Annotated in this window: 14 protein-coding genes; 10 read left to right on the top strand and 4 right to left on the bottom strand. The window is 68.9% G+C overall.

Annotated elements, in window-relative coordinates; all coding sequences use genetic code 11:
- Positions 1–5: 5 nt before the first annotated feature.
- The 6 genes from groL to EV137_RS36870 all read left to right on the top strand — a co-directional run bounded on the left by groL (position 6) and on the right by EV137_RS36870 (position 7,257).
- Positions 6–1,655 (top strand): chaperonin GroEL, encoded by a 1,650-nt coding sequence (groL, locus tag EV137_RS36895; RefSeq protein WP_134132819.1) that lies wholly within the window; start codon positions 6–8, stop codon positions 1,653–1,655.
- Between the two features lie 12 nt (positions 1,656–1,667).
- The gene (locus EV137_RS36890; RefSeq protein WP_134132818.1) at positions 1,668–1,871 is read left to right on the top strand and encodes a metal-dependent transcriptional regulator; all 204 of its coding nucleotides are present in this window, start codon (positions 1,668–1,670) and stop codon (positions 1,869–1,871) included.
- Positions 1,868–2,284 (top strand): ArsR/SmtB family transcription factor, encoded by a 417-nt coding sequence (locus EV137_RS36885; protein ID WP_134011366.1) that lies wholly within the window; start codon positions 1,868–1,870, stop codon positions 2,282–2,284. The genes EV137_RS36890 and EV137_RS36885 overlap by 4 nt, the downstream gene beginning before the upstream one ends.
- A gap of 62 nt (positions 2,285–2,346) precedes the next feature.
- The gene (locus EV137_RS36880; RefSeq protein WP_134132816.1) at positions 2,347–5,022 is read left to right on the top strand and encodes a WD40/YVTN/BNR-like repeat-containing protein; all 2,676 of its coding nucleotides are present in this window, start codon (positions 2,347–2,349) and stop codon (positions 5,020–5,022) included.
- Between the two features lie 67 nt (positions 5,023–5,089).
- Positions 5,090–6,562 carry a tRNA (N6-isopentenyl adenosine(37)-C2)-methylthiotransferase MiaB gene (gene miaB / locus EV137_RS36875; protein ID WP_134132815.1) on the top strand — a complete coding sequence of 491 codons (1,473 nt, stop codon included), beginning with the start codon at positions 5,090–5,092 and terminating at the stop codon, positions 6,560–6,562.
- Complete coding sequence (locus tag EV137_RS36870; protein ID WP_166680126.1) at positions 6,559–7,257, top strand: phosphotransferase; 699 nt, start codon at positions 6,559–6,561, stop codon at positions 7,255–7,257. Before miaB ends, EV137_RS36870 begins: the two co-directional genes overlap by 4 nt.
- A 31-nt stretch (positions 7,258–7,288) precedes the next feature.
- Here EV137_RS36870 and EV137_RS36865 read toward each other — a convergent pair whose 3' ends face one another.
- The 3 genes from EV137_RS36865 to EV137_RS36855 form a co-directional block, all read right to left on the bottom strand.
- On the bottom strand, positions 7,289–7,744 hold the full coding sequence (locus EV137_RS36865) for an NUDIX hydrolase (protein ID WP_134011372.1): 456 nt from the start codon (positions 7,742–7,744) through the stop codon (positions 7,289–7,291).
- Between the two features lie 233 nt (positions 7,745–7,977).
- Positions 7,978–8,220, bottom strand: a complete 243-nt coding sequence (locus EV137_RS36860; RefSeq protein ID WP_134011374.1) for an antitoxin — start codon at positions 8,218–8,220, stop codon at positions 7,978–7,980.
- 122 nt (positions 8,221–8,342) lie between these two features.
- Positions 8,343–8,561: a hypothetical protein gene (locus tag EV137_RS36855; RefSeq protein WP_133788654.1), complete on the bottom strand. Its 219-nt coding sequence runs from the start codon at positions 8,559–8,561 to the stop codon at positions 8,343–8,345.
- A gap of 122 nt (positions 8,562–8,683) precedes the next feature.
- Between EV137_RS36855 and miaA the strand changes: the two genes are divergently transcribed.
- The 4 genes from miaA to ggt all read left to right on the top strand — a co-directional run bounded on the left by miaA (position 8,684) and on the right by ggt (position 12,761).
- A complete protein-coding gene (gene miaA, locus EV137_RS36850) occupies positions 8,684–9,673 on the top strand; it encodes a tRNA (adenosine(37)-N6)-dimethylallyltransferase MiaA (protein ID WP_134132814.1) in 990 nt (329 codons plus the stop codon).
- On the top strand, positions 9,660–10,163 hold the full coding sequence (locus EV137_RS36845; protein WP_130387717.1) for a SigE family RNA polymerase sigma factor: 504 nt from the start codon (positions 9,660–9,662) through the stop codon (positions 10,161–10,163). Before miaA ends, EV137_RS36845 begins: the two co-directional genes overlap by 14 nt.
- Before the next feature lie 8 nt (positions 10,164–10,171).
- On the top strand, positions 10,172–10,879 hold the full coding sequence (locus EV137_RS36840; RefSeq protein WP_134132813.1) for a hypothetical protein: 708 nt from the start codon (positions 10,172–10,174) through the stop codon (positions 10,877–10,879).
- 79 nt (positions 10,880–10,958) lie between these two features.
- Positions 10,959–12,761 (top strand): gamma-glutamyltransferase, encoded by a 1,803-nt coding sequence (gene ggt / locus EV137_RS36835; RefSeq protein ID WP_238175816.1) that lies wholly within the window; start codon positions 10,959–10,961, stop codon positions 12,759–12,761.
- Positions 12,762–12,768: 7 nt separating this feature from the next.
- Here the strand turns inward: ggt and EV137_RS36830 are convergent, their stop codons facing one another.
- Positions 12,769–13,860, bottom strand: coding sequence for a M20/M25/M40 family metallo-hydrolase (locus EV137_RS36830; protein ID WP_134132812.1), 1,092 nt, complete (start codon positions 13,858–13,860; stop codon positions 12,769–12,771).
- Between the last annotated feature and the right edge of the window lie 32 nt (positions 13,861–13,892).

Raw genomic sequence — 13,892 nt, 5'->3', positions numbered from 1 at the left:
TGACCATGGCGAAGGAACTGCGATTCAACACGGACGCGCGACGGTTGCTCGAATCGGGGGTGAACGCGCTCGCGGACGCGATCAAGGTGACGCTCGGGCCGAAAGGCCGCAACGCGGTGCTGGAGAAGCTCACCGGCCCGCCGACCATCACGAACGACGGTGTCACGATCGCTCGGGAGATCCAGCTGCGCGAGCCGTTCGCCAACATGGGCGCGCAGTTGGTAAAGGAAGTCGCGATGAAGACGAACGGTGTGGTCGGCGACGGCACCACCACCGCGACCGTGCTCGCCCAGGCGATGGTCCGCGAAGGGCTGCGCGAGGTCGATGCGGGCGCGAATCCGATGCGGGTACGGCGCGGCATCGAGCAGACCGTGCCGGTGGTGATCGAGACGCTGCGGAGCTGGGCCGTCGAGGTCGGCGGCCGGGACGAGCTGCGGCACATCGCGACCCTGGCGGCCAGCGACGACGAGACCATCGGCGCGGTGATCGCGGACGCGGTCGACTGGGTCGGGCGCAACGGCGTCGTCACCACCGAGGAGTCCGACACGCTCGGGATGTCGGTGGAGGTTGTCGACGGCATCGAGTTCGACCACGGGTACGTGTCGGCGTACATGGTCACCGACCGGGAGCGGATGGAGACCGTCTACGACAACCCGGTGATCCTGCTGACGAACAAGAAGATCACCCAGGTGCAGGACATCATGCCGACCATCGAGGTCGCCAAGCGCATGGACCGTCCGCTCGTCGTACTGGCCGAGGACGTCGACGGCCCGGCGCTGCAGTTGCTGGTCGGCGGCAACATGCACAACACGATGCGGTCCGTCGTCGTGCACGCTCCCGGCTTCGGGCACCGCAGGATCGCGGAGCTGGAGGATCTCGCCACCGCGCTGGGCGGCACCGTGATCGCGAAGGACACCGGCCTCGACCTGCACGAGGTCAGCCGGGAGCACCTGGGTTCCTGCGACCGGATCACGATCACCGAGAACAGCACCACGATCGTCGGCGGTCACGGCGACGCGTCCCTGGTGGAGGCGCGGATCGCCCAGCTGGAGAAGCAGTTCGAACGGGCCAAGATCGACGCCGACCAGGACAGCCTGCAACTGCGGATGGCGCGGCTGGCCGGCAAGGTCGCGGTGATCCGGGTCGGCGGCGCGACGAGCGTCGAGCTGAAGGAACGGATGCTGCGGGTCGACGACTCACTCGCCGCGACCCGTGCCGCGCTCGAGGAGGGTGTCCTCGCCGGGGGTGGCACCGCCCTGGTGCAGGCGCAGGCGGTGCTGTCGAAGCTGGAGCTGACCGGGGACGAGGCGATCGGTCGCGAGGTCGTCCGGCGGGCGCTGCCGGAACCGCTGCGGTGGATCGCGATCAACGCCGGGTACGACGGCGACGAGGTGGTCGCCCAGGTCGCCGGACTGCCGCGCGGTCACGGCTTCAACGCGCTCACCGGCCAGTACGGCGACATGGTCGCCGAAGCGGTCATCGATCCGCTGAAGGTCACCCGGGCCGCGCTGGAGAGCGCGGCCTCGATCGCGGCGCTGCTGATCACCACCGAGACCGCGGTCGTCGAGGAGATCATCGGCAACCCCGGCGCGATCATGGCGCCCGGCTTCGGCGACCTCGCCGAGGGCATGGTCCGGCCGTCCAACATCTACTGAGTGGAGGGCGTCATGCCGGATCGACGTCATCAGTTGCTGGAGACCTTCCTGCACCGAGTCCTCGGCGTACCCCTCGATGAGGTACACGGCGAGGCCCTGGTACTCGCACACGGGTTGAGTGATCGGCTCGAGGACCTGATCGACGCGGCTCTCGGGTACCCGACCCGGGATCCGCACGGGACGCCGATCCAACCCAGGGTGCACGCGGACGCATGATCGAGCCGACCTCGCCTCAGCTCGCCACCGCGGCCAGGACGTTCGGCCTGTTGCTGGCGCCGGTCCGACTGCACCTGGTCGCGTTGGCGAGTTGTGGCGAGTACGACGTCGGCACGCTGGCCGCCCGGGTGGGAGTCAGCGTGCCGACGGCGAGCCAGCACCTGGCCAAACTCCGCCTCGCCGGCCTGGTCAGCGCCCGGCGCGAGGGCCGCCGGCAGTTCTACACCGTCCAGGACCCCCACGTGATCGCACTGGTCGAGCAGATCTTTGCCCACGTGGCTCCCGACGGCTCCCTCGCGCCGGACCCGCCCAGGCTGGGAGCCGCAGGTTTTCCCTTGCCTGTCGCGGAGCGCGACCAATTACTTCCATGGCCGATACAACGGACGTATGGTCTCCGCGGCTCTGTGCGTTGACCCAGGGCTACGGGAGCGCCGCCTCGGGACGGCGACCCGTCAAGAAACATCCGGAGTACGTCATGCGAATCTCGCTGGCCACACGCACCCGCAAAGTCATAGCCGGCGGCCTGGGGGCCGCCCTGATCGCCGCCGGAATCGGCGGCTACGCCGGCCGCTACGAGCTGAAGGAAGAGTGGCTCAAGCACCAGTGGGCCGGCCGGCACTACAACGCCGCCGTGATGGAGAAGGCTCTGATGATCGCCGGCGGCAACCCGTCGGAGATGCAGAGCGAGTCCAAGGAAGCCTTCACGATCGCCGACGAGTTCGAGCAGGCCAGGACCGCGCCGGGCGGCATCGTCGCCCCGGGCGCATACTCGGCCGCGTTCGCCCAGCTCACGGCGCTCCCGCACACCTCGGGGACCTGGCACGACGTCACGAGAGTCCCGTACGACGCGGACGACTCCCGCTACCGTGACTGGTACTCCAACTCCAGTGGCGGCGCCGGCTACGTCACCGGCCGCGTCACCGGCCTGGCGGCTGACAACGCCAACCACGTGTACGCCGCCGGCGCGAACGGAGGCGTATGGCGTTCCACGTCGGGCGGTGGCAACTGGACACCGCTCAGCGACTCGCTACCTTCCCTCAGCGGCGGCGACCTGCAGCTCGCCGGTGACGGCTCGCTCTGGTACGCGACGGGCGAGGCGAACACCGGCGGTACGTCGTACGTCGGATCCGGTGTCTACCGTCTCGCGAACCCGGTGACCGGCACCTATGCGCCGTCCGACCGGGTCGGCGGCAAGGAACTGGAATCGACCACCGTCGGCCGGTTGCGGTGGGGCGGCGGGCAGGTCTTCGCCGCGACGAACCGCGGCGTCTGGTACCACGACGCGTCGACCAGCGCGGGCGCCTGGAAGGTCGCGTTCTACCCGAACCCGGACTTCATGCCGGAGATCAAGGACGACGCCGGCAACGTGCTGGTGCCGGCCGGTACTCAGACCGGCGGCGCGACGAACGCGGCGTACAAGAACATCGTCAACGACATCGCGATCGACCCGAAGAACCCCAAGCACATCATCGCCGCGATCGGATGGCGTTCGGGCGACACCTACAACGGGTTCTACGAGACCAACGACTACACCGCCGGACCGTCGAGCTGGAAGCGGCTGAGCGTGGTGCTGGGCGGCATCAAGAACAGCACCGACGTCGGTTACACGACGTTCGCGTTCAGCAAGACCGGCGACCGTCTGTACGCGCTCGTGCAGCAGCCGAGCAAGATCAACGGCAGCACGAGCCTCGCCGGGATCTTCGTCTCCAAGACCGGTAGCCCGTCCGGTCCGTGGAACAAGATCGCCGATCCGCAGATCCTGCACAACAGCGGCTCCGCTCTGGACCGCAAGGGGTACGCCGTCGGTGTGCAGGCCTGGTACAACCAGTTCCTGACCGTTGACCCGGCCAACGCCGACCACGTGTGGGCGGGCCTGGAGGAAGTGTTCGAGACGACCGACGCAGGGTCGCACTGGGCCACCGTCGGGCCGTACTGGAACTTCGGCTTCTCGTGCTGGAACATCGACGACTCCAAGAACACCTGTCCGATGGCGCCGCACTCCGACCAGCACTCGGTCGCCGTGGGTACGTCGGGCGGCAAGCCGGTCGTCTTCGTCGGCAACGACGGCGGCATCTACAAGCGTCCGGTGAACGGGCAGGTCAACGCCAACAAGAACGCCACAGACTGGCAGTCGCTGACCACCGACGGGACGATGGACGCTCTTCAGTACTACTCGGTCTCGGTCGGCAAGGACACCAAGAACGGCGGCGTGGTGGTGTCCGGCGGCCTGCAGGACAACGGCGTCTCGAACCTGTTCGGAGTGAAGCCGAGCGGCGGCAACTCCGACACCAAGATGGGCTCGAACTTCGGCGGTGACGGCGGCGACGGTGCAGCCGATCCGCAGAACGGCTGCAACCAGCTGCAGGAGTACGTCGCCCTGGCCGTCAAGATCACCAACAACTGCGCGCTGAACAAGGGCGCGTTGAGCGAGGCCGAGGCGAGCTCGTGGAGCCTGGACCCGGGTGACCCGAGCCCGCGGTTCATCGCCCCGATCGCGATCGACTCCGCGAACTCGAGCGGCTTCATCGCGGGCGGGCAGTACGTCTACACCTCCGCCAAGGGCTGGGGCATGCGGAGCGCGTCCGAGTGGACCAAGGCGTTCGATCTCGGCGCCGGACACTCGGCAACGGCGGTCGCGATGCGCGGCGGCGTCGGGTGGGTCAGCTGGTGCGGGCCGTGCAACAACGAGGGCTTCGCTCGCGGTCTGGCCACCAACTCGGGCGGCACCTGGCACCAGGTGACCTTGCCGTCGAGCTTCCCGAACCGCTACCTCGCCGGCGTCGGCATCGATCCGGCCAACGGGCAGCACGCGTACGTCGCCGTGAACGGCTTCTCGCGCCGCTTCACGGAGGGCCCGGGTGCGGGTGTCGGCCACGTGTACGAGACCAAGGACGGCGGCACGACCTGGTCGGACATCTCGGCGAACCTGCCGGACATCCCGACCAGCGCCGTCAAGCAGCTGGCCAACGGAGCGCTGGTGGTCGGGTCCGACCTCGCCACCTTCTACCGCGCACCGGGTGCCACGAACTGGCAGGTCCTGGGCACCGGCCTGCCGACGACAACGGTCATGGACATCGAGTCCGGTCCCGACGGCAACATCTACGCGGCAACCCACGGCCGCGGCATCTGGAGCATCACCCCACCCGCCTGACCTGCGGACTGTCGACGGCCCACCCCCAAGCAGGGGTGGGCCGTCTCACGTACTCTTGGTGGCTGTTATGCGTACTTATGAGGTCCGCACCTACGGGTGTCAGATGAATGTCCACGACTCCGAGCGGCTGCGTGGTCTGCTGGAGGAGGCGGGCTATGTCCGCGCGCCCGAGGGTGACGAGGCCGATGTGGTCGTGTTCAACACGTGCGCGGTCCGGGAGAACGCCGACAACAAGCTGTACGGCAACCTCGGTCACCTGGCGCCGGTGAAGGCGCGCAAGCCCGGTATGCAGATCGCCGTCGGCGGCTGCCTGGCGCAGAAGGACAAGGCGTCGATCACGAAGAAGGCGCCGTGGGTCGACGTCGTCTTCGGCACCCACAACATCGGCGCGCTGCCGGTGCTGCTGGAGCGGTCCCGGATCGAGCAGGAGTCGCAGGTCGAGATCCTCGAGTCGCTCGACGTGTTCCCGTCGACGCTCCCGACCCGCCGCGAATCGCCGTACTCCGCCTGGGTGTCGGTCAGCGTCGGCTGCAACAACACCTGCACGTTCTGCATCGTGCCGGCGCTGCGCGGCCGCGAGAAGGACCGCCGGCCGGGCGAGATCCTCGCCGAGGTCGAGGCGCTGGTCGGCGAGGGCGTGCTCGAGGTGACCCTGCTCGGGCAGAACGTGAACTCGTACGGCGTGGAGTTCGGCGACCGGTACGCGTTCTCGAAGCTGCTCCGCGCGTGCGGGGAGATCGACGGACTGGAGCGGGTCCGCTTCACCTCGCCGCATCCGCGGGACTTCACCGCGGACGTGATCGAGGCGATGGCCGAGACGCCGAACGTGATGCCCTCGCTGCACATGCCGTTGCAGTCGGGTTCGGACACCGTTCTGAAGGCGATGCGGCGGTCCTACCGGCGGGATCGTTATCTGAAGATCATCGAAGACGTGCGGGCGGCGATGCCGGACGCGGCGATCACGACCGACATCATCGTCGGCTTCCCGGGGGAGACCGAGGAGGACTTCCAGGGCACGCTCGACGTGGTTCGGCAGGCACGGTTCGCGGGTGCGTTCACGTTCCAGTACTCGAAGCGTCCCGGGACGCCGGCCGAGTCGATGGCGGACCAGGTCCCGCGCGACGTCGTCCAGGACCGGTACGAGCGACTGGTCGCCCTGCAGGACGACATGGCCTGGGCCGAGAACAAGCGGATCGTCGGCCGGTCCGTCGAGGTGCTCGTCGCCGAGGGGGAGGGGCGGAAGGACGCCGCCACCCACCGGCTCAGCGGTCGCGCCGCGGACAACCGGCTCGTCCACTTCGCCGTACCGGATGGTGTCGAGGCGCCGCGACCGGGTGACCTGGCAACGGTCGAGGTCACGTACGCCGCTCCGCATCACCTGGTCGCGGACGTGTTCGGCGCCGTACGGCGGACGCGCGCCGGCGACGCGTGGCAGCGCTCGGTGGACGCACCTGCAGCTACGCCCGGCGTGATGCTCGGCATGCCGACCATCGGCGCCACGCCCCTCGAGCCGGCCACCGGCGGCTGCCAGGTCGGATGACCGACGAGTCCGCAGGATCGGATCGCGCGGCGGCGCTCCTGCCGCCGGACGCCGAGCCGATCGCGTTCGGACGGGACGCGGACATCTACTCGATCGATGACGAGTGGGTGCTGCGGCGGTACCGCAACGGCCATCCGGTGCGTGACGAGGCCGACTTCATGCGGCACGTCGCACGGTACGGCTACCCGGTGCCCGCGGTGCGTGACGTCGACGGTGCGGACATGGTCATTCAGCGGCTCGACGGGCCGACGCTCGGCGACGCCGCGATCGCGGGCGACCTCAGCGCGACCGAGATCGGCCTGATCCACGCCGACCTGCACCGCCGGCTGCAGGCGATCCCGGCCCCGAGCGGTACGCCGGGCCGCGTCGTCGTCCACGGTGACCTGCATCCGCTGAACGTGATGGCCACCGCCGACGGCCCGGTCGTCATCGACTGGCGCAACGCGGAGGAGGGCTCCGCGGAGTTCGACGTCGCGATGACCGCGATCATCTTCGCCCAGGTCGCCCTCGACCCCGCATACGAGAACCTCACGGACCTGTTGCGCGACGCGCTCGCGACGTACCTGGCCAACTCGATCGACCCCACACCAGGGCTACCCGACGCACTGGAGCGGCGCGGCAACAACCGGACGCTGACGCCCGCCGAGCTCGCCCTCCTCCCCGCTCAAGAAGCACTGATCCGCTCCCACCTCTAGGCCCTGTCTGGTAATCCCAGGAAGGGTGAACTCAGGCGAAACCCTGGGCGATCACCGCAGGAAGCGCATCGCCGTCGGCGACCGCTGCGAGCACTCGCGCCTCGTGCGGGACCAGCGGCTCGGGCAGCTTGTCCAGCGGGTACCAGTCGAGGCCGGCCGCCTTCTCCGGCTCCATCAGGTGCGGTTCGCCGGTCCACTTCGACACCATGAAGAAGAAGTCGACCCGCTCGTCGATCGGATCGCCGTTCCCACCCGTCCGATGCATCGCGGTCACCGGCACGAGATCCGCCGCGTCCACGTCGAGCCCGACCTCCTCCTTGAGCTCCCGCACCGCGGCCGCCACCGCCGACTCACCACGCTCCACATGCCCGGCCGGAACCGCCCAATACCCGTCCATGTAACCGGTGTTGGCCCGCAGCAACAACAACACCTCGTCCCCACGCCGAACAATCACATAAGCCGCCGGCACCACCCGAAACCGATCCATACAAGCACCCTAAACACCTCCACCGACACCATTCCGCGCCAGCAGCCATGTCCACCGTGTCCGGCGAACTGGGGATAGGCGCTGGGGACTGGGCACCGGCAATTGCCTGTTCCCAGTCCCCGCCGCCTATCCCGAGTCCGCCGCCTATCCCGAGTCCGCCAGGGGCACCGCCAGCGGGTGGGTATGGCGAAGGGCCGCAAGCGGGGTGCTTGCGGCCCTTCGGGGTACGTACGTCAGGCGGGCTTGGGTCCGTCGGGGATGTCGTCGTTCTGGCCGTCCAGGTTGTCCAACCCGTCCTTGGCCTTGTCGACGCCCGTGTCGATCTTGTCGCCGTACTTGCCGCCCGTCTTCTCGTCGACGAAGTCGCCGGCCTTGTCCAGGCCGTCACCGACCTTGTCGCCGTGGCTGTCGACCAGGTCGGCGGCCTTGTCCTTCAGGTCCTCGGCCTTGCCCTTGAACTTGTCGAAGATGCCCATCTCGGGGCTCCCATTCCTGCGTAGTTGAGTGCTTACAGACAGCTAGCGCGATCTTCGCACCTGTGACGCCGGAACTGTGGGATCTCCGCGAGCGCCGTACCCAGAACGATGCCGGACGGCACTTACTCCACGTCGCCGCCGCTGTCCGTCGTGCCGCCGCCGGACTCGACGTCGCCGCCCGACTCCACATCGCCACCCGACTCGACATCGCCGCCGGACTCGACGTCGCCGCCGGATTCCACGTCACCGCCGGACTGGGCCTCCGCCTCGTCCCCCAGGCCGAGCGCGTCCTTGGTCGCGTCCTTGGCCGCGTCCGCCTCTTCATCGAACGGATTCGTCACTTGCGTTCCTCCCGTAGAAATGTCGCCAACTCCAGAGTTCCTACCGCTCTTCGCGGGTCATCCACAAGGCCGGTCCAGACCTCTTGGCCAAGTCTTGAGTGCGGAGCTGCCAGACTGGAGCGATGCCTGCTGCACTCGTCGTCGCGGTCGTCGGTCCCACCGCGGCCGGGAAGTCCGACCTTGCCGTCGCCCTCTCTCGACATCTCGGTGGCGAAGTGGTGAACGCGGACGCCATGCAGGTGTACCGCGGCATGGACATCGGTACGGCGAAGATCAGTACGACGGAGCGCGCCGGCGTACCGCATCACCTGCTGGACATCCTGGACGTCACCGAGACCGCGACCGTGGCCGAGTTCCAGGAGCTCGCCCGGCAGGCGATCGACGACTGCATCGACCGGACCAAGGTGCCGGTGCTCGCCGGCGGCTCGGCGCTCTACGTGCGCGCGATCCTCGACGACTTCGTCTTCCCCGGCACCGACCCGGACGTCCGCGCCCGGCTGGAGGCCGAGCTCGAGGCGAAGGGACCCGGAGCACTCCATCAGGAGCTGGCCGCGCGGGACCCGAAGGCGGCCGAACAGATCCTCCCGAGCAACGGCCGGCGGATCGTCCGCGCGCTCGAGGTCATCGAGATCACCGGCGGCCCGTACTTCGCCACGCTGCCGGAGCACCGCTACGTCTATCCGGGCGCGATCCAGCTCGGTCTCGACGTACCGCGGCCGGTTCTCGACGAGCGGATCGACCGCCGGGTGGACCGGATGTTCGACGCCGGATTCGTCGCCGAGGTGCGAGGTCTGCTGAACAAGGGTTTGATTGAAGGAAGGACCGCCAACCGCGCACTCGGGTACTCGCAGGTGATCGCGTTGCTGAACGGTGAGATCGACGAAGAGCAGGCCCGGGAGCGGACCGCCCAGGCCACGCGCAGGTTCGCGCGCCGGCAGGACTCGTGGTTCCGTAAGGACCAACGCATCACCTGGCTCCCGTACGACGCCCCCGATCTCGTGGAGAAGGCACTTCAAGTGATAGCCCAAGGCAACCGCGAAGGCGCCTCCGGCGTAGTCGAGGTGAACAACGGCCCGGACACCCAAGCAGGGGCCGTCGATGCGAGGGGGTGACCGTGAGGCCGAGTTCCGTGAGTACCTGCTCGCGGACCGCACGCGGCTGATGCGCACGGCGTTGCTGCTCACCGCGGGGGATGTGCACACCGCCGAGGATCTGGTCCAGACCGCCTGTACCCGGGTGTACGTGCACTGGCACCGGATCAAGCACGAAGGCGCCGGACCGTACGCGCACCGCATCCTGGTCAACGCCTTCCTCGACGAACGCCGCCGGGCCGGCCGCCATCCGGAGGTGATGACCGCGGATGCGGTCGAGCCGCGGTTGACCGACGTACCGGACCAGACGGACACGCTAGCCATCCGGGACGCACTGCTGGATCTCGCGCCGCGGCAGCGGGCGGTCCTGGTACTGCGGTATTTCCAGGATCTCGATGTCGCCAGCTGCGCACGGATCCTGGAGTGCACCGAAGGCACGGTGAAGAGCCAGACAGCCAAGGCGCTCAAGCGCCTGAAGGAACTGATGACGGAAGAGACGGGGAGTAGCTGAGACCGCCGATGGACGAGGTCAAGAGGTTGTTGGAGGGGTTCGCGGACCGCGCCGCCGAAGGGTTGCCGGACGCGGACATCGACGCGGACGTGACCCGCGGCCGGCTCGCGCTACGCCGGATCAAGCGCCGGCGCCGGGTCGCCGGGGTGCTGTGCGTCGCCGCCGCGTCGGCACTCGTGCTCTCGATCGGCAACCAGGTGAAGTGGTGGGGGAACGGCAACGAGGTGGCCGGCCGCCCTCCCGAGCAGGAGACGGCCGCCACGTCCGCGACTCCCGCGACTCCTGCGACTCCTGCGACGCAGCCGCGGACCACGCCGTCGAGCAGCCAGACGATGTCGATGTTCGGCGCGTCCGTCGTCGAGCTGGTCGCGAACAAGCAGGCGTGGAGCGCGTTCGACTGCACGCTGGCGCCGAAGGGGTGGAGCCCCGAGACCCCGATGACGGCCACCCGCGTCGTGCTGTCCCAGCCCGAGATGCGGACCGCGGACAGTGCCGCCAAGGTGGTGCTGCAAGCCGCGCCGCAGGCCCGCAGCCTGTCGAAGGTCCGCGTCACCGACGCCAGCGGCAAGACCTTCCACATCGGCACCCTCGACGGCCGCCTGACCGGTCAGGTGAAGCTGTCCGACCAGTGGTTGCTGGTCGAGCTCCCGACCGGCACGGTCGAGTGGCCGGACGACGTATTCCGCCGCTTCCTCGACTCCTGCACAGTCAAGTAGACGCGCTGCGACTGGCGCACAACCTCCAGGTGAGATAGGCAGGGCTTGTCCCTGTCCCCGAGCCCGTGTGGGGGAACTCGTGAAGAAGCTGGTCGCATCTCTGTCTGCAGGCACCCTCGTTCTCACTGCCTTCACCGCCTCAACCACCGCGGAAGCGCAAGCTCCGACGCGGCAGCCGACCTCTGTCGGGTACGGCGGCGCGGTGTCCTCGGTCGACCCCGACGCGACGAACATCGGTCTCGACGTACTGCGTCGTGGTGGTAACGCCGTCGACGCCGCGGTCGCCACGGCCGCCGCTCTCGGTGTCACCGAGCCGTACTCGGCCGGCATCGGCGGCGGCGGGTACTTCGTGTACTACAACGCCAAGACGCACAAGGTGTCCACGCTCGACGGCCGCGAGACCGCGCCCGCGACGATGCCACCGAACGCGTTCGTGGATCCGGCCACCGGGGCGGCGTACCCGTTCGCGCAGCTCGTGACGTCGGGGGTGTCGATCGGCGTACCGGGAACGCTGGCGACCTGGGACAAGGCCCTGAAACAGTGGGGCTCGCTGTCACTCGGCAACGCGCTGAAACCGGCCGCGGAGCTCGCCGATCGCGGGTTCGTGGTGGACCCGACGTTCCGCCTGCAGACGTTGGAGAACAAGGACCGGTTCGCGCAGGTCGTGCCGACCGCGAAGCTGTTCCTGCCGAACGGCGACGCGCCGCAGGTCGGTTCGCTGTTCAAGAACCCCGAGCTCGCCGCCACCTACAAGCTGATCGGTCAGCAGGGTCCGTCGGTGTTCTACCGCGGTCCGCTCGCCGGCGAGATGGCGGCCGTCGCCAAGAACCCGCCGAAGACGCCCGGCGCGACGCTGCCGTTCTTCCCCGGCTATTTGGAGACCGGCGATCTCGCGTCGTACCAGGTGATCGACCGCAAGCCGACCAAGGTCCGGTACGACGGCTTGGACGTGTACGGCATGCCGCCGTCGTCCTCGGGTGGCAGCACCGTCGGCGAGGCCTTGAACATCCTCCAGCCGCAGCACCTTCGGCAGCAGTCGACGACGCAGGCGCTGCACACGTACCTCGAGGCGTCCGCACTGGCGTTCGCGGATCGCAACGCGTACGTCGGCGACCCGGCGTACGTCGACGTACCGCTGAAGGAACTGTTGTCGCGCGGGTTCGGCGTCGAGCGGTCCTGCCTGATCGACCCGCAGCACGCGGCGACCAAGCCGGTGCCGGCGGGCTCGCCGGACGGCCAGTACTCGCGGTGTGCGCAGGGCAGCTCCGTCGAGAAGCGCCCGGATACCGAGGGACGTTCGACGACGCACATGGTCGCGGCCGACAAATGGGGCAACGTCGTCTCGTACACGCTGACGATCGAGCAGACCGGCGGCAGCGGGATCACCGTGCCGGGGCGTGGCTTCCTGCTGAACAACGAGCTGACGGACTTCTCCGCCGTACCGAACCCGACGGACCCGAACCGGGTCGAGGCCGGGAAGCGGCCGCGGTCGTCGATGTCGCCGACGATCGTGCTGCGTGGCGGCAAGCCGTACATCGCGCTCGGTTCGCCGGGCGGGTCGACGATCATCACGACCGTCCTGCAGACGTTGACCAACCGTCTCGATCGCGGCATGACGCTGCCGGAGGCGATCGCGGCGCCGCGGGCGTCGCAGCGAAACACCGCGTCGGTGACGGCCGAACAGGCGTTCATCGATCGGTACGGCGCTTCGCTGGCGCCCTACGGTCACACGTTCACGCCGGCCGGTGCGCCGGGGAGCTCGGCCTCCGAGATCGGTGCGGTCGCGGCGCTCGAATTCCTGCCCGGCGGTGCGATCCTCGCGGCGGCAGAACCGAGCCGACGTGGCGGGGGAGCAGCTGGAACGGCGTGGCCCCTAAAGTGACGAAATACTAGATTGTCTTGATGATGGCGGCGACCAGGTCCGCTCGTTCGGTCAGGGTCGCCGCGATCACCTGTTCGTGGACGGCGTGGGCGCCCTTGCCGAGCGGGCCCAGGCCGTCCAGTGTCGGTATCCCCAACCATCCGGTCAGATTGGTGTCGGCCGCGCCGGTCGCGGCCGCACCGCCGACCTCCTGGCCGACGGACCGCCCCGCCGCAATCACCTTCGCCAGCAACTCGTCAGTCGCTGCCGACGGCTGCCAGGCCGGCCGGTTGGACAGCACGCGCACCGCCAGCTGTGCATCCCGTACCGGCTGCAGTTCGCCAACCGCCCGCAGCACGGACTCTTCGGTCGCCGGGTCGACGAAGCGGAACCCGATGTCGGCCGCCGCCGATCCCGGTACGACGTTCGTGCGTCCGCCACCCGTGATCGTGCCGACGTTGCACAACACCTCGTCGTGGTCGGCCACGATCCGCCGTACGGCGATCAACTGGTCGACGAGTTCGTCGATCGCGGACACGCCGCTCGCCGGATCGAGAGCGGCATGCGCCTCGCGGCCGGTGACCTCGATGCGGACCCTGGTGCTGCCCCAGCGCGACGTCTTGAGATCGCCGTTCGGATGCGGCGGTTCGAACCCGAACGCGGCGTACACACCCTTCGCCTCGGCCGTCACCAGCGAACGCGCGGACGGAGAACCGATCTCCTCGTCGGCGACCACGACGATCCGCAGCGGCCGGTGATCGCGGCCGGCGATCTGCTCCAGGGCGGTCTCGAAGACGACGAGGCCACCCTTCATGTCGAAGACGCCGGGTCCGTGGATGGCGCCGTCCTGCTCGCGCCACGGCATCGCGCCCTGCAGTTGCCCGATCGGCCAGACGGTGTCGTGGTGCGCGAGGAAGAGCAGCGGCGCCTCCGTCGCGCGTGGACCCCGGCCGGGGAAGTCCGCCACCAGGTGGTCGCCGGTCGGCGTCGGCATCCGGCGGACGGTGCCGCCGAGCTCGGCGTACCGCGTCCCGAGCCGGTCGGCGAACGCGTTCAGCGCAGCCGCGTCACCGGTCGGGGTCTCCGCGCCGACGTACTCCCTGAGTCGCTCGATCATCATAGATAGTCAACGTATCATCATCCGATCAGCGA

Source organism: Kribbella pratensis (assembly GCF_004366075.1).
GTDB lineage: Bacteria > Actinomycetota > Actinomycetes > Propionibacteriales > Kribbellaceae > Kribbella > Kribbella pratensis.
The sequence above is the reverse complement of the archived record's forward strand: the minus strand, read 5'-3'. Positions and strand labels throughout refer to the sequence as shown.